Source organism: Alteribacter keqinensis (assembly GCF_003710255.1).
Lineage (GTDB): Bacteria > Bacillota > Bacilli > Bacillales > Salisediminibacteriaceae > Alteribacter > Alteribacter keqinensis.
Window position 1 is genome coordinate 769,361 of record NZ_RHIB01000002.1, and the last position, 26,963, is coordinate 796,323.

28 protein-coding genes and 1 pseudogene are annotated in these 26,963 nt (G+C 45.0%); 3 read left to right on the forward strand and 26 right to left on the reverse strand.

Features of this window, described 5'->3' with window-relative positions; all coding sequences use genetic code 11:
- Positions 1-250: 250 nt before the first annotated feature.
- From EBO34_RS15070 to EBO34_RS15125, 12 genes are all read right to left on the reverse strand, one after another.
- Entirely contained in the window at positions 251-1,537 is a 1,287-nt protein-coding gene (locus tag EBO34_RS15070; RefSeq protein WP_122899972.1) for an adenylosuccinate synthase, read from the reverse strand.
- 366 nt (positions 1,538-1,903) lie between these two features.
- Entirely contained in the window at positions 1,904-3,268 is a 1,365-nt protein-coding gene (gene dnaB / locus EBO34_RS15075; RefSeq protein ID WP_122899974.1) for a replicative DNA helicase, read from the reverse strand.
- A gap of 63 nt (positions 3,269-3,331) precedes the next feature.
- Entirely contained in the window at positions 3,332-3,775 is a 444-nt protein-coding gene (gene rplI / locus EBO34_RS15080) for a 50S ribosomal protein L9 (protein WP_122899976.1), read from the reverse strand.
- Positions 3,775-5,742 (reverse strand): DHH family phosphoesterase, encoded by a 1,968-nt coding sequence (locus EBO34_RS15085; protein WP_122899978.1) that lies wholly within the window; start codon positions 5,740-5,742, stop codon positions 3,775-3,777. Before EBO34_RS15085 ends, rplI begins: the two co-directional genes overlap by 1 nt.
- 12 nt (positions 5,743-5,754) lie before the next feature.
- Complete coding sequence (locus EBO34_RS15090; RefSeq protein ID WP_122899980.1) at positions 5,755-6,690, reverse strand: YybS family protein; 936 nt, start codon at positions 6,688-6,690, stop codon at positions 5,755-5,757.
- 220 nt (positions 6,691-6,910) lie between these two features.
- A complete protein-coding gene (gene rpsR / locus EBO34_RS15095) occupies positions 6,911-7,141 on the reverse strand; it encodes a 30S ribosomal protein S18 (protein ID WP_122899982.1) in 231 nt (76 codons plus the stop codon).
- Positions 7,142-7,195: 54 nt separating this feature from the next.
- Positions 7,196-7,699 carry a single-stranded DNA-binding protein gene (gene ssb, locus EBO34_RS15100; RefSeq protein ID WP_122899984.1) on the reverse strand — a complete coding sequence of 168 codons (504 nt, stop codon included), beginning with the start codon at positions 7,697-7,699 and terminating at the stop codon, positions 7,196-7,198.
- Between the two features lie 41 nt (positions 7,700-7,740).
- Entirely contained in the window at positions 7,741-8,028 is a 288-nt protein-coding gene (gene rpsF / locus EBO34_RS15105) for a 30S ribosomal protein S6 (RefSeq protein ID WP_122899986.1), read from the reverse strand.
- Positions 8,029-8,375: 347 nt separating this feature from the next.
- The gene (locus EBO34_RS20760; protein ID WP_183163896.1) at positions 8,376-8,534 is read right to left on the reverse strand and encodes a hypothetical protein; all 159 of its coding nucleotides are present in this window, start codon (positions 8,532-8,534) and stop codon (positions 8,376-8,378) included.
- A gap of 123 nt (positions 8,535-8,657) precedes the next feature.
- A complete protein-coding gene (gene ychF / locus EBO34_RS15115) occupies positions 8,658-9,758 on the reverse strand; it encodes a redox-regulated ATPase YchF (protein ID WP_122899991.1) in 1,101 nt (366 codons plus the stop codon).
- Positions 9,759-9,975: 217 nt separating this feature from the next.
- Positions 9,976-10,173 (reverse strand): DUF951 domain-containing protein, encoded by a 198-nt coding sequence (locus tag EBO34_RS15120; RefSeq protein ID WP_183163897.1) that lies wholly within the window; start codon positions 10,171-10,173, stop codon positions 9,976-9,978.
- A gap of 105 nt (positions 10,174-10,278) precedes the next feature.
- On the reverse strand, positions 10,279-11,307 hold the full coding sequence (locus EBO34_RS15125; RefSeq protein ID WP_122899995.1) for a YkvI family membrane protein: 1,029 nt from the start codon (positions 11,305-11,307) through the stop codon (positions 10,279-10,281).
- A gap of 95 nt (positions 11,308-11,402) precedes the next feature.
- On the opposite strand from EBO34_RS15125, the gene yyaC reads away from it, so the two are divergent.
- A complete protein-coding gene (yyaC, locus tag EBO34_RS15130; RefSeq protein WP_249414110.1) occupies positions 11,403-12,026 on the forward strand; it encodes a spore protease YyaC in 624 nt (207 codons plus the stop codon).
- 47 nt (positions 12,027-12,073) lie between these two features.
- Here yyaC and EBO34_RS15135 read toward each other — a convergent pair whose 3' ends face one another.
- The 5 genes and pseudogenes from EBO34_RS15135 to EBO34_RS15150 all read right to left on the reverse strand — a co-directional run bounded on the left by EBO34_RS15135 (position 12,074) and on the right by EBO34_RS15150 (position 15,597).
- Complete coding sequence (locus EBO34_RS15135; protein WP_122899999.1) at positions 12,074-12,781, reverse strand: DUF554 domain-containing protein; 708 nt, start codon at positions 12,779-12,781, stop codon at positions 12,074-12,076.
- A gap of 11 nt (positions 12,782-12,792) precedes the next feature.
- On the reverse strand, positions 12,793-13,287 hold the full coding sequence (locus EBO34_RS20965; RefSeq protein WP_249414111.1) for an aminotransferase class V-fold PLP-dependent enzyme: 495 nt from the start codon (positions 13,285-13,287) through the stop codon (positions 12,793-12,795).
- Positions 13,226-13,923, reverse strand: a pseudogene (locus EBO34_RS20975) (aminotransferase class V-fold PLP-dependent enzyme). Before EBO34_RS20975 ends, EBO34_RS20965 begins: the two are co-directional and overlap by 62 nt.
- 77 nt (positions 13,924-14,000) lie before the next feature.
- Positions 14,001-14,843, reverse strand: a complete 843-nt coding sequence (locus EBO34_RS15145) for a ParB/RepB/Spo0J family partition protein (protein ID WP_122900001.1) — start codon at positions 14,841-14,843, stop codon at positions 14,001-14,003.
- Entirely contained in the window at positions 14,836-15,597 is a 762-nt protein-coding gene (locus EBO34_RS15150; RefSeq protein WP_122900003.1) for a ParA family protein, read from the reverse strand. Before EBO34_RS15150 ends, EBO34_RS15145 begins: the two co-directional genes overlap by 8 nt.
- A 231-nt stretch (positions 15,598-15,828) precedes the next feature.
- Between EBO34_RS15150 and EBO34_RS15155 the strand changes: the two genes are divergently transcribed.
- Positions 15,829-16,107, forward strand: a complete 279-nt coding sequence (locus EBO34_RS15155; RefSeq protein WP_122900006.1) for a hypothetical protein — start codon at positions 15,829-15,831, stop codon at positions 16,105-16,107.
- Between the two features lie 153 nt (positions 16,108-16,260).
- Here the strand turns inward: EBO34_RS15155 and noc are convergent, their stop codons facing one another.
- From noc to rpmH, 9 genes are all read right to left on the reverse strand, one after another.
- Positions 16,261-17,100 (reverse strand): nucleoid occlusion protein, encoded by an 840-nt coding sequence (gene noc, locus EBO34_RS15160; protein ID WP_122900008.1) that lies wholly within the window; start codon positions 17,098-17,100, stop codon positions 16,261-16,263.
- Between the two features lie 140 nt (positions 17,101-17,240).
- Positions 17,241-17,957, reverse strand: a complete 717-nt coding sequence (gene rsmG, locus EBO34_RS15165) for a 16S rRNA (guanine(527)-N(7))-methyltransferase RsmG (RefSeq protein WP_122900010.1) — start codon at positions 17,955-17,957, stop codon at positions 17,241-17,243.
- A 22-nt stretch (positions 17,958-17,979) separates the two neighbouring features.
- Positions 17,980-19,884 (reverse strand): tRNA uridine-5-carboxymethylaminomethyl(34) synthesis enzyme MnmG, encoded by a 1,905-nt coding sequence (mnmG, locus tag EBO34_RS15170; protein WP_122900012.1) that lies wholly within the window; start codon positions 19,882-19,884, stop codon positions 17,980-17,982.
- Between the two features lie 40 nt (positions 19,885-19,924).
- Positions 19,925-21,301, reverse strand: a complete 1,377-nt coding sequence (mnmE, locus tag EBO34_RS15175) for a tRNA uridine-5-carboxymethylaminomethyl(34) synthesis GTPase MnmE (protein ID WP_122900013.1) — start codon at positions 21,299-21,301, stop codon at positions 19,925-19,927.
- A gap of 678 nt (positions 21,302-21,979) precedes the next feature.
- On the reverse strand, positions 21,980-22,597 hold the full coding sequence (gene jag, locus EBO34_RS15180; protein WP_122900015.1) for an RNA-binding cell elongation regulator Jag/EloR: 618 nt from the start codon (positions 22,595-22,597) through the stop codon (positions 21,980-21,982).
- The gene (gene spoIIIJ / locus EBO34_RS15185; protein WP_122900017.1) at positions 22,597-23,400 is read right to left on the reverse strand and encodes a YidC family membrane integrase SpoIIIJ; all 804 of its coding nucleotides are present in this window, start codon (positions 23,398-23,400) and stop codon (positions 22,597-22,599) included. Before spoIIIJ ends, jag begins: the two co-directional genes overlap by 1 nt.
- 50 nt (positions 23,401-23,450) lie before the next feature.
- A complete protein-coding gene (gene yidD, locus EBO34_RS15190) occupies positions 23,451-23,684 on the reverse strand; it encodes a membrane protein insertion efficiency factor YidD (RefSeq protein ID WP_122900019.1) in 234 nt (77 codons plus the stop codon).
- 11 nt (positions 23,685-23,695) lie between these two features.
- Positions 23,696-24,058, reverse strand: coding sequence for a ribonuclease P protein component (gene rnpA / locus EBO34_RS15195; RefSeq protein WP_122900021.1), 363 nt, complete (start codon positions 24,056-24,058; stop codon positions 23,696-23,698).
- Positions 24,059-24,322: 264 nt separating this feature from the next.
- Positions 24,323-24,460 (reverse strand): 50S ribosomal protein L34, encoded by a 138-nt coding sequence (rpmH, locus tag EBO34_RS15200; protein WP_026691795.1) that lies wholly within the window; start codon positions 24,458-24,460, stop codon positions 24,323-24,325.
- A 1,065-nt stretch (positions 24,461-25,525) separates the two neighbouring features.
- Here rpmH and dnaA point away from each other — a divergent pair.
- Positions 25,526-26,881 carry a chromosomal replication initiator protein DnaA gene (dnaA, locus tag EBO34_RS15210; RefSeq protein WP_122900025.1) on the forward strand — a complete coding sequence of 452 codons (1,356 nt, stop codon included), beginning with the start codon at positions 25,526-25,528 and terminating at the stop codon, positions 26,879-26,881.
- Positions 26,882-26,963: the final 82 nt, after the last annotated feature.

Sequence of the window (26,963 nt, forward strand, 5' to 3'; positions counted from 1 at the left end):
TCATGCTTTTTACGTCCGTTCACATTTACCTGCTGAAGCTGATGAACTTTAAATGTGACGTGTACAGCCATTTATTCCTGAATGGTTGTGACTGTTCCTTCTTAAATGGAGGACCATCTGATGACCTCTTTGGTTGAATACTTTTCCCATTTCGCGATCGAGCGCTTCATCGTATTCAACTAATTCAATCCTATAAAAAAACTGCACAACGGTTTCCCGTCATGCAGGTCTGGCTTTTTTGAAAATGATTTTATGCAAATACACCGCGGACCATGTTTGTCTGGCTTCTGTCAGGTCCTACAGAGAATACACTCAATGGGATTCCTGTAAGCTGTGATACCCGCTCCACATAATACAGGGCGTTTTTAGGAAGTTCATGAAGAGACTTCACACCTGTGATGTCTTCGTCCCAGCCCTCAAGCTCCTCATATACCGGCTTACACTCAGCCAGCACTTTAAGGCTTGCCGGGAATTCCTCAATGATTTCCCCTTTGTATTCATAAGCAACACAAATTTTAAGCTTTTTAATTCCTGAAAGGACGTCAATGGAGTTTAAAGACAAGTCTGTAATTCCACTAACACGGCGAGCGTGGCGGACAACAACACTGTCAAACCACCCTACACGGCGGGGGCGTCCGGTCGTCGTTCCATATTCGTTACCTACTTCACGGATCCGGTCACCGATTTCGTCTGTTAATTCTGTCGGGAAAGGACCATCACCTACACGTGTCGTATACGCTTTTGATACACCGACAACATGGTTGATCTTAGAAGGACCAACACCGGATCCAATCGTTACACCTCCGGCAATTGGGTTGGATGATGTAACAAACGGGTACGTACCCTGGTCGAGGTCAAGCATTACTCCCTGGGCACCTTCAAACAATACACGGCGTCCTGAATCAAGAGCGTCGTTTAAAACAACTGACGTATCTGTTACATAATGGGCAATTTCCTGGCCGTAGTTAAAGTACTCATCTAAAATGTCTTCTTTTTTAAAGCCTTCTACTTCATACACTTTCTCGAGAAGACGGTTTTTATCACGAAGATTGATATCGAGCTTTTCCTCAAACGTTTCTTTATCAAGAAGATCGGCAATACGGATACCTACACGTGCTGCTTTGTCCATGTATGCCGGACCAATCCCCTTTTTTGTTGTACCAATTTTGTTTGCACCTTTGCTTTCTTCTTCTACGATATCAAGCTTTAAATGGTATGGAAGAATAACATGGGCACGGTTACTGATACGAAGGTTGCTCGTATCGACGCCTTTGTCATGAAGATACTTCAGCTCTTTTACGAGTGCTTTCGGGTCAATAACCATTCCGTTCCCGATAACACATGTTTTATCACTATAAAAAATCCCTGAAGGAATGAGGTGAAGCTTGTACTTTTCACCACCGAACACGATCGTATGTCCGGCATTGTTTCCTCCCTGGTAGCGGGCAACGAGCTCCGCCTGTTCAGACAAGTAGTCTGTAATCTTTCCTTTTCCTTCGTCTCCCCACTGAGTTCCTACCACAACAACCGATGGCATGGATGAGCACCTCCACTTATATTAAACGCTATTAACGTTCCCTGAATTTTAGCTTTTCATTAAACCACAGTAAGTTTATCAATAGAATGTTCATGAGTCAACTCAAATCCGAACAATTAGAGAGATTTTGAGATTTTTCGTTCGTGTGTTGGAGTTGCGTGTTGAGGGCAGGGTGAGAAGTGGCTTGAACGGATCTAATTTTGATTTATCCACCTCTATTGGATTTTTATCGACCTTTAATTTCGATTTATCGACCCTTAAGGTGAATTTATCAACCACTGTCAGCATTTATCGACCAAATGACAGAAATAGACATAAACCTGAAAAAACCCTCTCCACCAATTTGGAAAGGGTTTATCAAAAGTGTTACGCACCTGGGGGAATGCTTCCCTCATCGTAACGCCGTTCAAGATTCACGAACTTGTTGAATTCTTTTACGAAAGCCAGTTCGCACGTCCCTACCGGACCGTTACGCTGCTTGGCGATGATGATTTCAATGATATCTTTGTTCTCGGACTCTTTATCGTAGTAATCATCACGGTAGAGGAAAGCTACGATATCGGCGTCCTGCTCAATACTTCCTGATTCCCGGATGTCACTCATCATCGGGCGTTTGTCCTGACGGGACTCTACGCCACGGCTCAGCTGTGACAGTGCAATAACCGGCACCTCAAGTTCACGTGCCAGCCCTTTCAGGGAACGGGAGATTTCACTTACTTCCTGCTGACGGCCTTCTCCGCTTCGGGCGTCACCCTGGATGAGCTGAAGGTAGTCAATCATGATCATCCCGAGGCCTTTTTCCTGCTTGAGACGGCGGCATTTAGCACGAATATCATTTACTCTTACACCAGGGGTGTCATCAATGTAGATTCCGGCCTTGGACAGGCTTCCCATTGCCATCGTCAGCTTCTGCCAGTCTTCATCATTCAGATCACCTGTACGGAGGCGCTGGGCGTCAATGTTTCCCTCGGCACAGAGCATACGCATGATCAGTTGCTCTGCCCCCATCTCCAGACTGAAAATCGCTACGTTCTCATCGGTTCTCGTAGCTACGTTCTGACTGATATTCAGGGCAAAAGCCGTCTTACCTACAGACGGACGGGCTGCCACAATGATAAGGTCATTTCGCTGGAATCCTGCTGTCATGGAATCCAGCTCCTTAAACCCTGTTGGAATCCCTGTAATTTCCCCGCTTTGATTTTGAAGCATTTCAATGTTGTCATAGGCATTTACAAGAACGTCTTTGATGTCTTTAAATGCGCTCGTATTCTTTTTATGAGAAACTTCGAGAATGGTCTTCTCAGCTTCGTTTAAAATGGCGTCTACTTCATCTTCAGCTGCATAGCCGTCAGCTGCAATGTTTGTGGCTACCCGAATAAGCCTTCTGAGCAGAGATTTTTCTTCAACCATCTGACTGTAATATTCGACGTTTGCCGCCGTAGGTACAGCATTTGCGAGATCACTGAGATACGTCACACCGCCAATTTCTTCAAGCCACTTACGCGTTTGCAGTTCAGACGTAACCGTGACAAGGTCGACCGGCTCTCCTTTTTCAGAAAGTGTGAGCATCACCGTGTAAATCCGCTGGTGCGCAGCACGGTAAAAGTCGTCTGGTACTAAGCGCTCAGAAGCCGTGACGATGGCTTCATCATTAATAAAGATGGCACCAAGCACGGCTTGTTCTGCTTCAATATTCTGTGGCGGGGTACGATCAGCAAAAAGATCACTCATAGGAATCGCCCCTTCATTAGTGAGTCTGAGCTGCAGGAAACAGTCCCTGCAGCAGGGTAGATCTTACTCTTCTATCACATGGACTTTTACAGTGGCCGTGACTTTCGGGTGGATTTTAATATCGACGTTTCGGTACCCCAATGCCCGGATCGGGTCATCTAGGTCGATCTTACGCTTGTCGACTTTCATCTTCATTTTCTTAAGCGTATCGGCGATTTGCTTGCTAGTTACAGCACCGAAAAGACGCCCGCCTTCTCCTGCTTTCGCTTTTACTTCAACTGTTGTTTTTTCAAGCTTATCCTTAAAGGCTTCCGCTTCTTCCAGTTCCTGCTGAGCCTTTTTATTCTGGCTTTCTTTTTTCATTTCAAGGTCTTTCATATTCCCGCTGTTTGCTTCCACTGCGAGATTATTTTTCAGAAGGTAGTTTCGTGCATACCCTTCTGCCACGTTTTTAACTTCCCCTTTTTTACCTTTTCCTTTTACATCCTGCAGGAAAATCACTTTCATTACGATTGTCCCCCTTTAAAATAATCATCTATTTTCTCTTTCAGTAAGTCTTCCGCTTCTTCCAGTGACATGCCGGAGATCTGGGTAGCTGCATTGGTCAGATGACCTCCGCCATGCATGTTTTCCATAATAACCTGTACGTTTATTTCCCCAAGGGAGCGGGCACTTATGCTCACACGTCCGTCTTCCAGTTCCGAGATGACAAACGAGGCAACCACGTTATTCATCGTAAGCAGAGTGTCAGCTGCCTGAGCGATTAATACCTGGTTATAGGTCTGGTTTTCCTCACCCCTGGCAATGGCCGTACCGGCAGTGTAAATATATGCTCTTTCGACTAAATTCGCCCGCTTCACATACTGATCCAGATCTTCTTTCATCAGCTTTTGTACAAGTGTCGTGTCTGCACCCTGACTTTTCAGATACGACGCAGCATCGAACGTTCTCGATCCCGTACGTATGGCAAAGCTCTTTGTATCTATGATAATACCCGATAACAGGGCAGTAGCTTCAAGAACGTCAAGGTTCGGATGGTTCGGCTGATATTCAAGGAGCTCTGTTACAAGTTCTGCTGTTGATGAAGCATATGGCTCCATATAGACGAGTACCGCTTCTTCAATGAATTCTTCTCCCCGTCTGTGGTGGTCAATAACAATAATCCGCTCCACGCGATCCAGAAGTTTTGTATCAATACAAAGGGACGGTTTGTGTGTATCTACCACGACCATCAGGGTCTCATCGGTCATTTCCTCCCGGGCTTCCTCAGGGGTAATGAAATGAGCCCAGAGATCGTCATGATCCTGAATGGCTTCAAGAAGCTTATGAACACTCTGGTTCACATTGTCCGGATCCAGGACGATAAAAGCGTCCTTGTTATTTACTTGAGCGATCTTCAACATTCCGATAGCAGCTCCGATGGAATCCATATCAGGGTTTTTGTGACCCATAATAATGACCCGGTCACTTTCTTTTACAAAATCCCGGATCGCATGGGATATGACCCTTGCACGAACTCGTGTACGCTTTTCCATAGCATTTGATTTTCCGCCGTAAAAGCGTACTTTACCATCGCTCTGTTTGATGGCCACCTGGTCCCCCCCACGCCCTAGAGCCAGGTCCAGACTTGACTGGGCAAGAGCTCCAAGCTCACGGAGGGAAGAATGCCCGCTTCCAACACCGATACTAAGGGTGAGGGCTACTTTCTCCTGGGCGGTACCCTCTCTCACTTCATCCAGAAGCGTAAAGCGGTCTTCTTCCAGGTTATAAAGGGCTTCTTCGTTAAAGATCGCAATAAACCGGTCCGAGGCAATCCTTCTGAGAAAGATATCCTGATCTTTCGCCCAAGAATTCAATACATTTGTGACGTGGGTCAGAAGTTTGCTTCTCAGCTGGTCTTCCATCCCCTGTGTGACCTCGTCATAGTTATCAAGATAAATGAGTCCGATAACGGTCTTATCCCGTTCGAACAGTTCTTTTATTTCCTGCTCTTCCGTAGCATTAAAAAAGTACAGAAGGCGCTCATTCGATTCGTTGACAACCCGGTATTTCCGTTCTCCCAGAGTAAGGAGAAACTCTTTTCCCTCATCTTCCATCAGCACAGGCAGGTCTTCAGAAATAATATCAACATTCTCCCCAAGTACGTCATCTGCAAGAAGAGCGGACATATACGGGTTAACCCACTGAATGATCCCCGCTTCGTTATAGAGGACCATTCCGATCGGCAGTTTCATCACTGCCTCTTCACCAGCTTTGTTGACTCTGTATGAGAGTGTGGACACATAATCCGTCAGATCTTTTTCAAACTGGATGCGGGCTCTCAAAACAAATATAAAAACGATGGCAATACCAAGAAAGCCGACCAGGCCGATCTGCCATTGATAATAGGTTAAAATTCCGGTAAATAAGATGGCAATCCCCAGTAACGCCACGACGTGATAGCCATGCCACCGCTTCATTAAGAAATTAGGCATTCCTCACAACTCCTACCTGTTTGTGTCCATTCGTTTCCTTAGGTCAAACACTAAATCAATTATACCTAAAATGCGGATGAGATACAGTAAAGGTGGGAAAAGGATTCCCAAAAATAATATAGCCACCGGCACTGCTTTGTGAATTTTTTTCACATGGAAAAAGAAAAAGATACATGCAAGACCCTGGATTACCATGATCAGTTCCAGGATCGGAAGGAGGTTATACATAGCCATATAAAGGGCTGACCCTTCTTCCATATCCACAAAGTAGATAAAGATATACATAATCAGATAATACCAGATAAATGATTTCGGAAAACCCCACTCACGCAAAGGTGGAAACCTAGTGACGTCCACTTTTCTTTTTCTCAGAATAAATGACGCGATCCACTGGACTGTAAAAGCGTAGGAGATCCCCAGGATAATAAACAATGCCGGCGTCACCGTTGTGAGTCCGTCAATGAACCCGGCTGCCGTTTCAAATGTGTCGTCCTGACCGAGCATCGGCAGTAGTGATTCTGTTGTCTCAACAGATTCATAGAGCGCGTCCTGAACGCTCTCGATTGGATGAACATCAAGAATGACGATACTTCCTATAAAGTTTAAAATAATGGCTGCAATAAATGTCAGGGAACCGCCAAGGAGAACACCAAAAGCTGTTTTCTTTCTCCGGTAAAGTTCGCCGATGACGACCCCGGTCGAAGCAAACGTGATGGTAAAGATTATGGCCAGCGGGTAGGCAATGATCAGTAATACAGCAAAGCTTACTGTCATTAAGAAGATTGCCGGCCTTAACCCATGTTTAGCTGCAAAAATAATAAACGGGACAGGAAGTAAAAACATCGTGAACAGACTGATCACCGGCACAAACAGTGTTGCCATAATCAGGAGCAGGTAAATCCCTATATATAAAGCGCCCTCTTTGATCGGGCTTGTTTCGTTCATCATTGGTTCCCTCGTTTCACATACGGTTTCATCGTTTCTTATTGTAGCATGAGATAAAGAGAAAGAACAAAATCAAACAGATGAGCCCTGGAACGTCTGGTCAGGTATCATCGCAAAAAAAAATTAATCGTATAATGGTTATTCTTCAACACAAATGCAGTGGGTACAGCTAAATAACCAAAAACCCGCTACCAAATAGGTAACGGGTTTTTCGAGCTGGTAATTACTCACCAGTAACGAATGGAAGTAGTGCCATTTGACGGGAGCGCTTGATTGCGCGAGTCAATTGACGCTGGTACTTTGCAGAAGTTCCTGTTACACGGCGAGGAAGAATTTTTCCACGCTCAGAAACGAATCGTTTAAGCAAGTCTACATCTTTATAATCGATTTTCGTAATTTTGTTTACAGTGAAGAAACAAACTTTACGACGTTTTGGACGTCCACGACGGGCCATTTGAACCCCTCCTTCTTTTAGAATTTTTATATTTACACGTCATTTAAAGCGTGATTAGAACGGCAGATCGTCATCATTAATGTCGATTGGTTTGCCGTCATTTGCAAATGGGTCATCTGAGAAGTCCGACTGTCCCCCACGTCCGCCGGATTGCTGACCTGGGTTGTTTTGATAACCATCGTTGCTTTGACCGTAGTTTCCGCCGCCGGATTGCTCGCGGTTTCCACCACCGCCTCCGCCTTTTGTTTCAAGGAATTGTACACTCTCAGCTACAATTTCCGTGATAAAGACGCGGCGTCCTTCGTTATTGTCGTAGCTACGGCTCTGAACTCGTCCGTCCACACCGGCCATGCTACCTTTTTTCAAGTAGTTTGCTACGTTTTCCGCTTGCTTTCTCCAAACAACAATGTTCAGAAAGTCCGCTTCACGGTTTCCCTGCTGGTTGGAAAAAGGACGGTTAACTGCAAGTGTAAATGTTGCAACTGCAATGCCGTTTGCTGTATAGCGTAACTCAGGATCTTTTGTTAGTCTTCCGACTAACACAACGCGGTTAATCATAAGTCGAACTCCTCCCCATTCTTTTAATCTTTATTTACCTGCTATTCGTCGTCGCGAACAGCGATTCTGCGTAAGATGTTTTCGTTGATTTTCACCAAACGATCGAACTCAGAAATGGCCTCTGGGTTAGAGTTCACTTTAAGGATTACGTAGTAACCTTCATTAAAGTCATCGATTTCGTAAGCAAGACGTTTCTTTCCTACTTCCTCAACCTTTTCCACTTCTGCGCCGTTGTCAGTCAAAACCTTGTTGTAACGTTCTACGATTTCTTTAGTAGCTGCTTCTTCAAGGTTAGGACGTACAATGTACATAATTTCGTATTTGCGCATGTTTTTCCACCTCCTTTTGGACTTAGCGGCTCCTCGTTTTGAGGAGCAAGGAGCAAGCATATTTCTCTTTTGCTCGCAATTGTCAATTATAGCAGGGTTTTTTTGAAAAGACAAGATTGATGGGGATTTTTTTATAAATGGAATATTTAAATGAGGATATGAGTTCCTGAGTCGTTAATAAGAAATTATAGGAATTTAGGAGAATATTGATGTTGTTGCCTTGTCCGCTGCAGTGCCGGCGAGCCTCCTCGTACTCCGCACTGCGGGTCTCACCCGGACTCCCACTACCGCGGTAGTCTCGGCCATTTCGGCTGCATGATTACAACGGTGTTTCCGAAAATGATCTTTCAGCAACAGCCTGCATATTTATTCCTGAAAGTAATCGATAGATCCCTTAAAAATAAAATTATTATCCTTAAATCTTCTTCCCTATTCCTGAATATGATTCGTTTTTCATTAATCCTGCCAACAGACTCCTTAAAATCAAACATCATTCCTGAATCCATTTACCCGGCTCCTTAAAAATCATAAATCGCCAAGCGATTACCTGCTCAAAGACCCCCCCACCCTGCAAAAACGACAAAAAAAGAACCCCTGCTTCCCCAGCAGGAGTTCTTCTCATTTTTATATTACACATTGAAACGGAAATGAACGACGTCTCCGTCTTTTACAATGTACTCTTTTCCTTCAAGACGGACCTTCCCGTTTTCTTTTGCCACAGTCATGTTTCCTGCAGCTACGAGATCCTCGTAGGCAACGACTTCAGCACGGATAAATCCACGCTCAAAGTCGGTGTGAATCACACCGGCAGCCTGGGGTGCTTTGGTACCGTGCTTGATCGTCCACGCACGGACTTCCTGCTTACCTGCAGTAAAATACGTTTCAAGACCGAGAAGATTGTAGGCAGCTTTAATCAACTGATCAAGCCCTGATTCAGCAATGCCCAGGTCATCAAGGAACTCCTGCTTTTCTTCACCGTCAAGCTCGGCAATTTCAGATTCAATTTTCGCACAGACAACAATCACTTCAGAGTTTTCTTGCGCTGCAAACTCACGGACCTTCTGCACGTTTTCGTTGCTGCTTGGATCAACAATTTCGTCTTCACTTACGTTTGCCGCGTAAAGAACCGGCTTTTTAGTAAGAAGGTGCATACCTTTTGCAAACTTGTCCTGTTCTTCTGTGAGACTTACGCTTCGTGCCGGCATTTCGTTTTCAAAAGCATCACGGAATTTTTCAAGGATCTCAAGCTCGAACATGGCATCCTTGTCTTTTTGGCGAGCCATCTTACTCACTTTTGCCAGACGCTTCTCCACTGTTTCCATATCGGCAAGAATAAGTTCGAGGTTGATAATCTGAATATCACGGATCGGATCTACGCTCCCCGACACGTGAGTGATGTTTTCGTCTTCAAAACAACGGACAACGTGAGAGATTGCGTCTACCTGACGGATGTGTGATAAGAATTTGTTTCCGAGCCCTTCCCCTTTGCTGGCTCCCTCAACGATACCGGCAATGTCTGTGAATTCAAAGGCAGTCGGAACTGTTTTATGGGGATCAACCAGTTCTGTAAGCTTGTCGAGCCTTTCGTCAGGTACTTCCACGATCCCCACGTTCGGGTCAATGGTACAGAACGGATAGTTGGCTGACTCCGCTCCTGCCTGGGTAATTGCATTGAATAGTGTTGATTTTCCTACGTTTGGTAAACCAACGATTCCTGTTGTTAATGCCATAAAGCATGCTCCTTTATTCGTCGTGCTTGCCCGCTCGGCGGACAACCTACGTTTTTATTTCGTCTATAATTACGTGATTTTCGCGACAATTTCATCCTTCCCAATTATAGATAGTCTCAGGCAAAAGCGCAAGACGGTGTGTGGTTAGGTTTTGCCCCTCACATTCATAACCTGCAAAAAAGCCCGCAGCTCTTTTTCAGAGTCGCGGGCATGCCCTTTATTCTTCGTGGTGTTCAAGCACCTTTTTCATTTTTTTACCAAACTCTTTTCTTGGAAGCATGACGCTGTGGTCGCACCCCATACATTTGATACGGATATCCATTCCCATCCGAATAATCTTCCACCGGTTCTCCCCGCACGGATGAGGCTTTTTCATCTCGACAACATCGTGCAGTTGAAATGTCTTGTCCGGCATCATTAATCACCTCTTCGCCCTCGTTCCTTTGCTGATATTATACAACACTACCACTAAGTTTAGTAAAGAGGATTTCCCTTTCCATTCTTTCAATTTCACTCCTGCTTAAGGAACCGGCCTTTCATCAAAGCGGTGGAGAATCGGATAAAGAAGAATCGCAGCAAGAATGTAGAGGTTTAGTAACCCGTACAGCGGATAAAGTATAGCAATAAGAGTTGAAAACCCAATGGTTGTGAGTGGAATCATCAACGCAGTCAGAACGAGAGCAATCAGCCAGAAAGGCAGGCTCACATATTCCCTGAACCTTGTACAAAGTCCGAGCATTCCAGAAGCCGCTGTTGTGTAGATGGCAGCCCACAGGAGGCCGGACATGACGAGAACCATAAAGTAAGGATAATGCTTCAAAATAGCAAATAAGGGTATTTCATATAACATTACTTCATGAGCTACAATCAGCAGTGATTCATTATACAAAAATGAAATAACCCCCATAACAAGCGCACTTCCGAAGCTGGCAATCCAGATTTCACCTGGATGTCTGATTTTTTTCCCGATAGCTGCCAGCACCGCTACAAGTGGAAGGATGTTTAAAGCTGTAAATGTAAACGCTGTGGGCCAGTTATGCTGGGCAGTTAAATCAAAGGTAATTTCAAACCCTGTGGTCCACTGAAAAACAAAGAGCGTACCAACCAAAAATACAATGAGGACCGGGATGATGACGGCATTCATGGAGGTCATTCCGGATATCCCCCACACAAAGAGCAGCACAAGAAGCATTGAAATGATGGATACACCGTACCAGTAAGGGATATGAAGAACCTCAAGCGTAGCTCCTCCACCCGCGATCATAATAATGGTTGTGGAGAACAAATAGAGAATGATCATATAATCATAGACACCTGTAAGCCGTTTCCCCATCAGCTTCCTCAATACAGGCATATAATGTTCTGTCCGGTTCTGATGGCTGATTGTCATCAGTACGTAACAGCAAATGAAAAACAGAATTGCAAATAATACGATGGCCAGGCCGCTTTCACTTCCGAAGAACTCCCACAGCTCTCTCCCTGAAGCGTAGCCTGCACCAATAATGGTGCCTATAATCAGAAACATCCATTTTAAACCTGATAGCCACATGGTCTCTTTCCCCTCTTCCTGCCATTTTTGGGACGTATAGATTCGTGAAAGATTCCGTATACTGTTAATACTATTTGGGAACAGGGGGTTGTATGATGTTTCGTGGACAACTTTTTCAAAATCACCGCCCTTCCCCTTACCGCATCCATGCTAAAGACACAAACGCTGCTATTGAACTGTCAACCCATCTTAAGACGATGCTGGCAGCTGAAAAGAAAAGGGATCTGGTGATTGTATGTATTGGTTCGGACCGGTCAACAGGTGACAGTCTTGGTCCGCTCATCGGAAAGAGGCTGGAAGAACAGCCTGTACGAAGCTATCATGTGTACGGAACGCTCACGAACCCGGTACACGCCGTTAATCTGGAAGAAACACTCGCACATATTGAACATACGTACGATAATCCGCTGATTTTAGCCATCGATGCCTGTCTCGGACGCTCAACCAGTGTCGGCTATGTCTGTCTCGCTGAAGGTCCCCTGAAACCGGGATCTGCTGTAAAAAAACAGCTGCCTCCGGTCGGTGACTATCACATGACGGGTATTGTCAATGTGGGAGGATTTATGGAGATGATGGTCCTGCAGAATACCCGCCTTTCTGTTGTCATGGAAATGGCAGAAGTAATGTCCAAAGCTATTATCCATGCTACACGGGGTCTCTCTGCACCAAGAAAGAAGTTCACCTGGCCAACACTCACACAGACAAAATCACAGACATAAAAAGTCTGCCTCAAAAGGAGAACAGACCTTTCTGAGGCAGACTTTTTTTATGCAATCGTATTGATAATGAAAACGAACAACACTGCAAGAGGAATTGCCGGAAGCAGATTCGCCACCCTCACCGGTTTAATCCCGACAATGTTTAACCCAATCGCGAGAATCATAATCCCGCCCACAGCAGTAATTTCACTGACCATTAAATCAAGAAGTTCTTCCGGTACAAACGCTACGATATATGCTGCCCCAAGAGCAATCGATCCTTGATAAAGGATGACTGGAATGGAAGAGAACATCACACCAATCCCGAGTGTGGCCGCAAAGATAATGGAAGAGAAACCATCAAGGACACTCTTCGTCAAAAGTACCGAATGATCTCCCCGAAGTCCACTGTCCAAGGCACCGATAATCGCCATAGCACCTACTACAAATAACAGTGTTGCTGCTACAAACCCTTCTGCAATATTAGAACTTTCACTGCCTCGTTTCATTCTTTTCCCAAGAACGCCGCCCAACTGATTGAGTTTCCCTTCAATATTCATACGTTCCCCAAGGATTCCTCCCAGAGCGAGACTGAAAATAACGAGAAGAAATTCCTGGCCTTCAAGAGCCATCGTGATTCCCAGGATAATGACGGCAAGACCGATGGCTTTCATCACTGTTTCTTTCATCTTTTCCGGAATGCGTTGCAGCTTAACTCCTATGTAAGCCCCGATAATGATAGTCAATCCATTTACGAGAGTACCGAGTAACACCATCTGTCATTCTCCTATCCAAGTAAACCTTCTTTTATCTCTTCCACGGCCCGAGAGAGGGTCTGGATGTCATTTTTTGTATTATACAATCCTGCACTTGCCCGGACGAGTCCGCTTTTTGACGTATCCAGATACTGATGGGACAAAGGAGCGCAGTGAACACCGCTGCGTACAGCAATGTCGTAGTGTTGGTCCAGAATCATCGCTGTTTCATGTGCATCCACTCCTTCAATCATAAATGAAACGACCCCAAGTCTTTCCCCTTTTCCTGAAAAAACACGAACACCGTTTATTTTCCCCAGGGCGTCTGCAAGCATCTGCCCAAGTATTCGTTCATGTTCCCCAATCTTTTTTACTCCGACAGCCTTCAGCGCCTGCGCGCTCTTAAGCAGGCCTGCAATACCGGGCGTATTCAGCGTGCCGCTCTCCATCCCTTCCGGCCAGATATCAGGCTGACCAGGTTCTTCGGAATGGCTGCCGGTACCACCGTAAATCAGAGGGGAGTTCAATTCCCGGCTGAACCATCAATACACCGATTCCCTGTGGACCCAGCATTCCTTTATGACCCGGAAATCCAAGCATATCAATGCCGTCATTCATTGAAACAGGAATAATTCCGGCTGTCTGAGAAGCATCGACTAAAAAAACGGTCTCTTTCCGCTTTTTAACACATCTCCCCACTGGGCAGCCGGGAGGATCTCCCCTGTCACATTCGATGCATGTGTGGCAACGACCATTCTGGTCTCAGGCTTTAGCGCGCTTTCCAAAACACCTTTCGTAAAGCTTCCAGTTTCATCAGGCTCCATATAGCTTACCTCTACACCCTTTTCTCAGCCGTTCCAACGGACGGCGGACAGCATTATGTTCAAACACTGTGGCAACGACATGATCCCCTTTTGAAAAGGAAAGCCGGAGATTGCCTGGTTCAGCGCTGTCGTGGCATTTTGATAAAAAAGCACATGATCCTCCCTTTGACAGTCAAATAAAGCAGCCAGTTCTTTGCGGCAGTCTCTGATAACTGAAGACGCCTTTCTTGCCAGACGGTGACCACTTCTTCCGGGATTAGCCCCGTAAGAAGAACCGCTTCCGACATCGCTTCCTTCAGGTTTTGGAAAACTTGAAGCAGCATTGTCCAAATAAATCATCCTATCCCTCCGATCCAACTCGTACTAAGCCTGCAAAAAAAGACCACCGTCGGGGATGGTCTCACTTACGATCATTGTTATCCTTCACGGTCGAGTAACGTAAGAATCCGGTCCAAATCGTCCTCAGAAAAGAAGTCGATCTCAATCTTGCCCTTTTTCTTACCTTGCTTGATTTGTACATTCGTGCCGAAATATTTTTTCAGTGATGCTTCCCGTTCTCTGACAAATGGGGATACCTGTTTCTTTTTGTCCTTCGTTTCACGTGAAACGGCTACATTGACCTTTTGAACATATTCTTCGAGCTGTCTTACACTCAGCTTTTCGTTAACGACCTTTTGAATCGTTGCCGGAATCTGCTCTTTATTTTTTAATCCAAGAAGGGCACGGCCGTGTCCCATGGAGAGCTTTCCTTCAGCGAGAAACTGCTGGGCAAGCTGGGGAAGCTGAAGAAGCCTTAAATGATTGGCAATATGGGGACGGCTCTTACCGAGTTTTTTCGCCAGCTCATCCTGTGTAATCTGGAGATGCTCCATCAATTTCTGATAGGCTTTCGCTTCTTCCAGAGCATTCAGATCTTCCCGCTGAATGTTTTCGATCAGTGCGATTTCCATCATTTCATCTTCTGTGAGCTGCCGCACGACAGCCGGGATCGTTTTTAAATCCGCTGCTCTTGCAGCACGGAACCGGCGTTCTCCAACAACAATTTCGTACCCTTTAATGCTTTTTCTTACAATAATCGGCTGAAGTACTCCATGCTGGGCAATGGACGTCTTCAATTCGTCAATTGCTTCGTCACTGAACTGCTTCCGCGGCTGATAAGGGTTCGGCCTGAGCTCACTGATGCTGATCTCATCGACTTTTTCTTGCTTTTCATCATCCGGAAAGAGTGCCTGAATACCTCTTCCTAGACCTTTACCCATTTGACACCACTTCCTTCGCTAGTTCTGTATATACTTCGGCCCCTTTGGATCGGGGGTCGTACGTAATAATCGGTTCACCGTGACTCGGTGCTTCACCAAGACGGACGTTCCTTGGAATAATCGTCTGGAAGACTTTTTCCCGGAAGTACTTTTTCACTTCTTCAATCACCTGTATACCGAGGTTTGTCCGTGCATCCAGCATTGTAAGCAGTACGCCTTCAATCGCCAGCTGCTGATTCAGGTGCTTTTGTACGAGCCTCACTGTATTCAGTAACTGACTGAGGCCTTCGAGAGCATAGTACTCGCACTGCACCGGAATAAGCACGCTGTCCGCAGCAGTCAGAGAATTAATCGTCAAAAGCCCGAGAGATGGAGGGCAGTCAATAATAATGTAGTCGTAATCTTTTGTTACCTGATCGATTGCCCGCTTTAATCTTACTTCCCGGGAAATAGTCGGAACAAGCTCTATTTCTGCACCTGCCAGCTGAATCGTTGATGGCAGAATATGAAGTCGTTCCGTCGACGTAGGCTGAATCACTTTTTTTGGGTCTGCATCTTCAACAAGGACATTATAAATGCACTCATCAATATCACCTTTATCAATACCAACCCCGCTCGTTGTATTTCCCTGTGGGTCTACGTCAATGATCAACACACGCTGTCCCTGGGCAGCAAGACACGCGCTTAAATTAACTGCAGTCGTCGTTTTTCCGACGCCGCCTTTCTGATTTGCGATGGCAATTACCTTTCCCATCTCGTCACCTACCTGACTTCACGTTCCTTTATTAAGTGAAACTGATTCTTTCTGCATGATAAAAACATTCTGGTCGCTATTTTCCGAAACGATCGAAATATTCTGTAACTCGTTTTATTTTACCACGAAAACCGCCGAAAAACGGAAGTACGGTTGAGAAAAATGATAAAATACCTATATAGATAATCAGGAAAAATGTCGACCATTCCTAGAAGAAAGGCTGATCAGACGATGTACTGTTTATGCGAAACACCTTTACAATCAATTCACCTGCAGTCAGACAGTGAGAATCCCCTTACGTGCTCTCACTGCGCAGCTAACCTTGAAATCGGAGAATTGACAATTTCCCCTCTCGTAAAAAAGGCCGTGATGCAGTGGGCAGATCATTACGAACAAGGAAAACTGACCACAAAAGAGGCCAATGACGCCGGACACCAGCTTGTCTACCGCCTGCAGGCAGCACTTGACGGCAGAACACTTGTGTTTTATATTCCCCTTCTGGAAAAATAAGGCCCTTGTCTAAGGACTGCATAAAAGTGCAGTCCTTTTTTTGGCTGATTAACGGGTTTGCAGTCGGGATTAACGGTTTAGTCCATTTCCCCAAAAAAAGAAAGCATTCGCCCTGTTTAAAAAGAGGCCGAATGCTTTTTTGTATACGTTCATTTACGATTTAGGAATACGGATTGTGAACTGATAGTAATCATCATTTTCTTCTTCGTTTGTATCCAGCTCCATTCCGGACTGCGCCACCATGTCGAGGGACTGGCGGATCGTGTTCATAGCCAGACGCATATCCCTGGAATAACCTTTACGGATCGGCTTTTTCTTTTCCGGTTTTGGTTCAATCATGCGCTTAACCTGTTCTTCAGTCTGCTTTACGTTCAGTTCCTCCTCAATAATCCGAGCAAGGAGTTTGATTTGTTTTTCATCATCTTTCAGTGAAATTAACGCACGTGCATGGCGTTCTGTAATCAAGCGGCCCATGAGGGCGTCCTGTACTTCCTGGGGAAGGTGCAGGAGTCTCAGTTTATTTGCAACCGTAGACTGCCCTTTCCCGAGTCGCTGAGCAAGACTTTCCTGTGTGAGACCGTGAATATCGATCAGCTTTGCATATGCCATCGCTTCTTCTATGGAGGTTAATCCTTCCCGCTGCAGGTTTTCAATAAGTGCAACGGATGCCGTCTGGGCATCATTAAATTCTTTTACTACGCCGGGAATCGTTTCCCACCCAAGCTTGGTTACTGCACGCCAGCGACGTTCTCCTGCAATAATCTCAAATTTCCCGTCCCGCTCACGGACGACAATCGGCTGAATAATGCCGTGGGTCTTGATCGTCTGAGCCAGTTCTTCAATTCGTTCATCCTGAAACACAGTACGGGGCTGGTACCGGTTCGGAACAATATCTGCAACGGGAAGCTGCCTTATTTCCTCTCTGTCACTCACTTCAACTTCTTCTTGTTGTTTTTCATTCAAGCCAAACAAGCGTGACAACGACTGCTTCATGGCGACACCACCTTCTGAAAACTACCTTACTCCATTTCGAGAAAATCACAAGAGAATCCTGCTAGACTGCGGGTAAAAATTACGCTAAAAATCGTGGTTTTTCACTGTCTCTTTTTCCGAATCATTCATTCAGCCGCGTTTTACACCAGGGGCTGCTTGTTCGGAGTGCCCGGTTTTCGTGGAAATTTACCCGGGGTCTGATTCACTTTTTTGATTTTAATAATGGATCGTTCGCTTTCTTCCTGAGGAAGGGTAAATTGATTCGCTTCAATCAGTTCCCCGCCTAAAAGGGAGAATGCCTTTTTCGACTCGCTGAGCTCATTTTTTGCTCCTGCACCTTTCATTGCCAGAAATGTGCCGTCTTTTTTTACGAGAGGAATGCACAGCTCGCTTAAAACAGGCAGTCTTGCCACTGCACGAGCCATAGCCACATCAAAGTGTTCACGGTGTTCCTTTTTCTTACCGAACGTTTCTGCCCGGTCATGATAAAACGATACCCCTGTAAGATCGAGTTCTTCTGCCAGCGCGTGAAGAAATGTGATCCGCTTATTCAGCGAATCGACAATCGTCACGTCAAGATGCGGAAAGCAGATTTTAAGGGGCAGGCTTGGAAAGCCGGCTCCGGCACCGATGTCCACTACTGTTTCAACTGAATTAAAATCATGGTAAAAAGCCGCCGAAACTGAATCGAAAAAATGCTTTAAATAGACTTCTTCTTTGGCAGTAATGGCTGTGAGATTCATGCGTTCATTCCAGTCTACGAGAATGTGAAAGTAACGCTCAAACTGAGACAGCTGATGATCGCTCAGAGTGATTCCTCTTTTTTTAAGCTCTTGTTGAAATTCTTGTACGTTCATGCTCTCACCTTTTCTGCTGACGTCAGGATTCAGCTTTATTTGATGCGTGCACTTTTTTTAACCGGCCCTGCTCCATGTAAACAAGCAGAACAGAGACATCGGCCGGTGTCACACCCGATACCCGGGATGCCTGGGCCATCGTAAGTGGACGTACTTCTGAAAGCTTTTGTCTCGCTTCCATGGCCAGTCCGCTGATGGACATATAGTCAAGGTCCACTGGAAGTTTCTTTGTTTCCATCTTCTTAAGACGCTGAACCTGCTCAAGCTGCTTGGCAATATACCCTTGGTACTTCAGCTGAATCTCCACCTGCTCCTGCACGTCTTCGTCCAGTTCTTTCTGTGGCGGTGTCAGCTGTGCTACATGGCTGTAGTTCACTTCCGGTCTTTTTAAAAGAACCGTTGCATTCATGGCATCTTTTAATGGCGAAGAAGGAATCGATTCAAGGAGAGCCTGTGCTTCATCGGAAACTTTAATAGTAGTTTTTTCAAGTCGTTTAATCTCGCCGGCAATCGCTTGTTTCTTCTCTTCAAAACGGGCAAATCGCTCGTCTGAGATCAAGCCAATCTCGTGTCCGCGCTCTGTGAGGCGGAGGTCGGCGTTGTCATGTCTCAACAGTAGACGGTATTCAGCCCGGGAAGTGAGCAGCCTGTACGGCTCGTTTGTCCCTTTTGTCACGAGGTCATCAATTAAAACGCCGATATACGCATCAGATCTATCCAGAATTAATGGCTCTTTGTCCTGGACTTTAAGTGCAGCGTTGATCCCGGCCATGAGGCCCTGCCCGGCTGCTTCTTCGTATCCACTCGTGCCGTTAATCTGACCTGCTGTAAATAAAGAGTCGATTTTTTTCGTTTCAAGTGACGGCCATAGCTGGGTTGGTACCATGGCATCATACTCAATTGCATAGCCCGGCCGCATCATCCGAACCTCTTCAAGACCTGGAATGGTCTTAAGCATGTTCAGCTGGATATCTTCGGGCAGACTCGTTGAAAGCCCCTGTACATAAACTTCTGACGTATTTCTTCCTTCCGGTTCCAGGAAGATCTGGTGACGGGGTTTATCGCTGAAACGGACAATTTTATCTTCAATTGACGGACAGTATCTTGGTCCTGTCCCTTCGATCATACCTGAATACATTGGTGAACGCTGAAGATTGCTGTTAATAATTTCGTGCGTCTCATCATTTGTATAAGTAAGCCAGCACGGAAGCTGGTCCGTTATATATTTAGTCGTTTCATATGAAAATGCTCGTGGAACATCGTCCCCCGGCTGAATTTCCGTTTTTGAATAGTCGATCGTCTGGCTGTTTACACGAGGCGGTGTTCCGGTCTTAAAGCGGACCATCTCAAAGCCGAGATCTTTCAGGTTATGGCTCAGGTTTACCGACGGCTGCATGTTGTTCGGTCCGCTGTCGTATGCGAGGTCACCTAAAATGACTTTCCCCCGAAGGTATGTTCCCGTAGTAACAACAACCGCTTTCGAACGGTACTCGGCACCTGTCTGGGTCACAACACCTTTACAAACTCCGTCTTCAATAATAAGCTCTTCGACCATCCCCTGCCGCAATAACAGGTTCGGTGTTTCCTCAATGGTCTTTTTCATTTCATGCTGATACAAAAATTTGTCTGCCTGCGCACGCAGTGCACGTACTGCAGGCCCTTTACCTGTGTTCAGCATCCGCATTTGAATATGGGTTTTGTCGATATTACGGCCCATTTCGCCGCCCAGTGCATCGATCTCCCGTACGACGATTCCCTTTGCAGGCCCCCCAACTGAGGGGTTACAAGGCATGTAGGCAACAGCATCCAGGTTAAGGGTCAGCATAAGCGTGTTTGCGCCCATGCGGGCAGAAGCAAGCCCTGCCTCCACCCCTGCATGACCTGCACCGATGACAATGACATCATATTCTCCACCTTGATAATTCATTGGGATTTACCTCCTTAATCAAACTTTCGTACACGTACATTTATTTTCCTAAACAGAACTGGGAGAACAATTGATCAATCAAGCTTTCATTCACGCTGTCACCAATCACTTCACCAAGCAGTTCCCATGCTTTTGTAATATCGATTTGAACCATATCTACCGGCATACCTGCATCTACAGATGACAGGGCATCGTCAATCGTCCTGCTCGCCTGATTTAACAGAGCGATGTGACGGGAGTTCGACACGTATGTCATATCACCTGAATCAAGGTCTCCTTCAAAAAAGAGCTCCTTGATTGCTTCTTCAAGCTCATCAATGCCTTCATCTTTCAAAAGGGAGGTTGTAAGAACGGTGCGGCTCCCTGCCAGTTCCCTCACCCGTTCCATATCAAGCTTTGACTCAAGATCCGTCTTGTTAACGATGATGATTGAGTCCCTGCCTTCACTGATTGTGAGGAGCTTCTCGTCTTCTTCCGTGAGCGATTCATTATTGTTCAGGACCAAAAGAACGAGTTCGGCTTCACTTACAAGCTTCCTTGATCTTTCAACTCCGATTTTCTCTACTACATCTTCTGTTTCCCTGATTCCTGCAGTATCAAGCAGGCGAAGAGGCACGCCGCGAACATTCACATATTCCTCAATAACGTCACGCGTCGTTCCGGGGATATCAGTTACAATCGCTTTGTTTTCATGAACAAGACTGTTTAACAAAGATGACTTCCCTACGTTTGGCCTGCCGATAATAACCGTGGACAGACCTTCACGAAGAATTTTTCCCTGCTGGGCGGTCTGCAGTAAATAATTGATCTCATCTCTTACATACCCTGCTTTCTCCTTTAAGATATCCAGAGTCATCTCTTCTGCGTCGTATTCGGGATAATCAATGTTCACTTCTACATGAGCAACCGTTTCTAAAAGTTCCTGTCTGAGCTTTTGAATCCTGCTCGACAACCGTCCCTCTACCTGACTCATGGCCACATTCATGGCACGGTCCGTTTTCGCACGGATCAAGTCCATGACTCCTTCTGCCTGAGACAAGTCTATGCGGCCGTTTAGAAAGGCACGCTTTGTAAACTCACCAGGCTCTGCAAGTCTCGCTCCTTCATTTAAAGCCATCTGCAAAACACGGTTTACAGAAACAAGTCCCCCGTGACAGTTAATCTCAACCAGGTTTTCTTTTGTGAAAGTCCTCGGCGCATGCATCACACTGATCATAACTTCCTCGATTGTTTCTTCTGTTTTCGGATCAACAATATGTCCGTAGTTAATGGTATGGGTGTCTGCTTCAGTGAGGGTACGTCTCCCTTTATACAGGCGGTCTGCAATGGCGATCGCATCATCTCCGCTGATTCTTACAATCCCGATCGCTCCTTCTCCCATCGGTGTTGAAATCGCTGCGATTGTATCCAGTTCCATTCCCCTTCACCTCTCTTTCGCTTCATTCATTTATTCGATCATTTATTGTTAATGGGGTAAATAAAAAACTGTATCCAAAATATTAGAATACCACAATAGCCTTTTTAACAAAAGGACAATAAAGGAAACTGAAGTGCTGTCCGGGCAGCAGGTAAATGAAAAAGATGTTTTTATCCACAGTATCCCTTATCAGCTTGGACGAAAATAAGTCAATATAACCGTTTCCACATGTGGGTAACTGTCCTTCGCTCCGCTATCCACATTTTTAGATTTTGCGATACAAAATCAAGGGCGTTAAAGCAAAAATGGATCCAGGTGGAGAGGGTTTCTTCGAATAAGGATTCAGGAAGAATTGGTTAAGGAGAACTTCAGCCTGTTTATGCAGACTTTCGGTGATATTATGAGGAACTTCGGTCCGTTTTTGCAGACTTCAGAAGCATTTTTGCAGAACTTTCGGCGATTTAAAGAGAATTAGTCATATTACGACAAATTGCGCATCCACCCGACCTATAAAGGGTGTCTCAAAAGGTCACAGTAGATTGGCAATGACTCCGCTCATTGCCTCGATATTGACCCAAAAGGTAAAAATCAACCTTTTGGGTCAACATCAATAAAAAAACCCGCTGCACACATGCAGCGGGTTTCCGTTTAAAAGTGAATTCTCAGGTGACTGGTTGATTATTTAGGTGTAACAACGATACGGCGGTTCGGCTCTTTTCCATCCGAATACGTGCCTACGCCCTTTACATTCTGAAGCGTCGTATGAATGATCTTTCTCTCAAGGGCGTTCATTGGCTCAAGACGGACCTCCTGCCCGGTCCTTAATGCCTTGTCTCCGAGACGGAGTGCGAGCTTCTCAAGAGATTCCCTGCGGCGCTCACGGTATCCTTCTGCATCAAGTACGATTCTTAAATACTGCTCTGAATTTTTGTTCGCTACAAGATTAACAAGATACTGAAGAGAATCGAGCGTCTGGCCTCTTTTCCCGATGAGGATCCCGATTTCCTCCCCTTCAATATTAAAGGAGACCGTATCCTTGTTCACTTCGTGGGAAACACTTGCCGTAACTCCCATCTTATCGATGGTTTCACGCAAAAACGTCAGGGCTTCTTTTAACGGATCCGGCTTCACAGCTGCTTCAACAACAGCTGGTTTGCCTCCGATGATGCCTAAAAAACCCTTTTGAGCTTCTTCAATAATACGAATATCAGCCTGTTCGCGGCTTACCCCTAGCTTTTCAATGGCCAGCTCGATCGCTTCATCAACAGTTTTACCTGAAACAGTCACTTTTTTCACTATTTCTTCGCTCCCCCTGTGTTCGGCTCAGCATTCTTATCTTTTCCAACATTCGGACCTGTAATGAAATATGTCTGAACAATCATAAAGATGTTACCGATAACCCAGTAAAGGGCAAGTGCAGCCGGGAAAAACGCGGCGAATGCCATGATCATGACCGGCATGATATACATAAGCATTTTCATTTGCGGGTTGTCTGTTACCATCATCATCTTCTGCTGAATAAATGTTGTTGCACCCGCAATCAGCGGAAGGATGAAATACGGATCTGCCATACCAAGTTCAAACCACAGGAACTGCTGAGGATCACCTGTATAGGAAGGGTCGACTCCCGGGTTAATCTGAGGTGTACGCATGATCGCGTGGTAAAAGGCAATCAGAATCGGCATTTGAATCAGAATCGGGAAACACCCTGCAAGTGGGTTTACTCCATGTTTCTGGAACAACTGCATCATTTCCTGCTGCAATTTCTGTTGCGTCTGCTGATCTTTTGCACTGTATTTTTCACGAAGAGCTGCCATATCAGGCTGAAGTGCCTGCATTGCCTTCGTACTCTTCGTCTGCTTGATCATAAGCGGTAAAATAAGTATACGAAGTAAAATCGTTACGATAATAATCGCAAAACCATAGCTGTTTCCTAATGCTTCAGCAATCGTAATCATCAACCAGGACAAAGGATAAACAAAATAGCTGTCCCAGATGCCGCCGTTTGTACTGTTGATCGGCTCATTAATGTTAAAACAGCCCGTCATAATGACCATTAAAAAGAGTAAGACTGACACTAATCCAAATTTTCTTAACACGATGGATCCTCCCTTGCTTTCATTGAAGCATAAAAATATCTATATCATTATCACACGGATGATTTGTCTTTTTTTTCAGGAACGGGTTCAATCCCTCCTGGATGAAAGGGTTGACATTTCACTATTCTTTTAACCGTCAGCCATGTCCCTTTTAGCGCCCCAAACCGTTGATACGCTTCAATTCCGTATTGGGAACATGTTGGATAAAATCGGCAGGTGGGCGGTGTAAACCGGGAAATGTACTTCTGGTAAAATCGGATCAGGCCAATAAACAGCCATTTCATATTTCATGACCTCACTTCACGCTTCTGCCGCCTGCGGGTTTAATAATCTTTCCACGCTTCAGGACATGAAGCAGGCTTTTACGGACTTCATGAAAATTCATTTCTGCTGTCGGCTTTCTGGCGATAATCACATAATCCTGCTGCTTTTTCATCTGCGGTTCAACTTCACGGATCACTTCACGAATCAGACGTTTCACTCTGTTTCTCGTTACCGCATTGCCTACTTTTTTGCTCACAGACAGCCCGACACGAAAATGGTCATTTTCCTGTGTCTTTTTCTGATAAACAACAAACTGGCGGTTGGCTACAGAGAAGCCGCCTTTGAAAACGAGTTGAAAGTCCTGATTTTTTTTCAGCCGATAGCGCTTTTTCATGGGGATGTCCACCTTTGTTCAGCCGGGCATTTTAATTTTAACTTGAAAAGAGCCCGAATGACACTCAAATTTCATTATATCTAATGCACGCATGAAAAACCAGACAACGTAAGGCCGGGTTTTAATCAGGTGCACACATGAAAGATGGGAACAAAGAGCGTTCAGCCCCATTGTTCCCCTCATTACCGACCACACTGATGTCATTGATCCCCCGTCGCTAACTCGATAAGGAAAAAAAGACCACTGAGCGGTCAGTGGCCTTTTTTAAGCAGATAGTACTTTTCTTCCTTTACGGCGACGATTCGCCAATACTCTACGGCCGTTTTTCGTACTCATGCGATTACGAAAACCGTGTACTTTTTTACGCTTACGGTTGTTGGGATTGAAAGTTGGTTTACCCATCTATTTACACCTCCTGGGAAATATCCATATAAACAGTCTTGTAAAGTATAAAAATTCCCGGGCTGAATGTCAAGGTTATTTCCTGAACAGAATCTTCCTTTTTAAAAAACAGTTCATTTTCCCCTGGGATCCAGTCAAATTTCTTTCTCCTGAATTTTTTATACTCCATTGATCTTTATTAAACGCTTTTCGTAAAGGTTATTGCTCTTATAAAGGTACATTCTGCTACAGGCGGACGCTTTCCGTGGGCATAACTTCAGTCGCCGAGAGAAAGAAGAGGACACTCAAAATGAAGTCCATTTTCTTAAAACAGGCTCTTAAAGTTAGATGTTGTTTTGCGCTCATTGCACGTTCTGCGGGCGGCTCGATCCTCAGTCCCTTGCGCTTCCGGGGTCTCCCGGAACTCGCTTTTCCCCCAGGAGTTTCGCGCATTCACTCCAATCAACGCCTTTTCTAAAAAATGTCGTTGCAGCCTCCCCACACTTTTCATCCCCTTGTATGACCCTTGCGGATCGCCAATCATCCACATTAAAGAAAGCAGAAATCAACACCGCTTTAAACGCAAAGTCTTTCAAGAGTTCTTTTAATAAATGCATTGTACAGTACGGGCAAAAAATATGCTGTGGACAACTTTCTACATTATTTTCGTTTTCCACACAGGCCTTTCGACAAGTTTTACACATGATCTTGTGTTGTGGAAAAAAGAAAAACACAACCCGTGGAACTTTGTGGATAACTCGCGAAACTTATTGAGAGCGTTCTTCTTTTTTGATAATATATTCTTGTTTTTTCAGTGGAGAACCTGTGTTAAAATGATAACTATCCACAGCTGTGTACAACTTTGTGGATAGTTATACACGGCATCTTGATTGTTTTATCCACACAGGTGTGCACAACGTGTATTTCTGAGTTTCTACTATAATACTGTTTTTCCACATTGTATACCCATTAATATATATTCAACATTATTTCTAGCGTTATACAATTGTTATACAAGCTGACTTTCTAATAAAGTGGTCGGCTCATCTGTTGTGGAACAGAATGTAAGTTGAAGGAGGTAGACGGTTGGAGAATTTAAGTGATCTTTGGGAACAGGCCCTCAAAAATATTGAAGAGAAAGTCAGCAAACCGAGCTTTGAAACGTGGCTTAAATCAACAAAAGCTGAAGCCATTGACCAGGATACAATGACAATAGTGGCACCAAATGAGTTTGCCAGGGACTGGCTTGAAAACCGGTATTCCGGATTGATCTCAGAAACACTGCAGGAATTGACAGGAGCAGAGCTTCATGTCCGTTTTGTAATTCCAAAAGACGAGCAGGAAGAAAATCTGGATCTGATAGAGAAGATGAAGCAGCCGAAAAAACCTGCTGTGAAAGATGATAATGAAACACCAAAGCATATGCTGAATCCTAAATATACTTTCGATACATTTGTCATCGGCAGCGGCAACCGCTTTGCACACGCTGCCTCCCTTGCAGTGGCGGAAGCTCCGGCCAAAGCTTATAACCCACTTTTCATTTATGGTGGGGTCGGACTCGGGAAAACCCACTTAATGCATGCGATCGGCCATTATGTAATTGATCATAATCCTGATGCAAAGGTGGTTTATTTAAGTTCGGAAAAATTTACAAACGAATTTATTAATTCCATCCGTGATAATAAAGCCGTCAACTTCCGCAATAAATATCGAAATGTGGACGTGCTTTTAATAGATGATATTCAGTTCCTTGCAGGAAAAGAACAGACTCAAGAGGAGTTTTTCCATACATTCAATGCACTGCACGAGGAACGGAAGCAGATTGTTATTTCCAGTGACAGGCCCCCAAAAGAAATTCCGACACTCGAAGACAGACTTCGTTCGCGATTTGAGTGGGGGCTGATTACAGATATCACGCCACCGGATCTGGAGACCAGGATTGCCATACTTCGTAAAAAAGCGAAAGCGGAAAATCTTGATATTCCTAATGAAGTCATGCTTTATATTGCCAATCAAATTGATACGAACATCCGTGAACTTGAAGGGGCACTAATCCGTGTTGTTGCCTATTCTTCCCTTATTAACCAGGACATGAATGCCGATCTTGCAGCTGTTGCATTAAAGGATATTATTCCGAACTCCAAGCCAAAAACAATTACTATTACAGATGTGCAGCGTGCAGTAGCAGAAAACTTCAACGTGCGTGTAGAAGAAATGAAAGCGAAAAAACGTACAAAGACTGTCGCATTTCCAAGACAGATCGCCATGTATCTCTCAAGAGAACTGACGGATAATTCACTGCCGAAAATCGGCGGGGAATTCGGAGGACGTGATCACACAACTGTCATTCACGCACACGAAAAAATCTCAAGGCTTCTGACGAGTGATCAGGAACTGCAAAAGCAGGTGCAAAACATTACTGATCAACTAAAATCAGGCTGATTGCTTCTGTGCACAGTGTGAATAACCGGTACAGGTTTATCAACAGCTTGTCCACAAGTGGATAACTTGTCCCTTCTGGGTT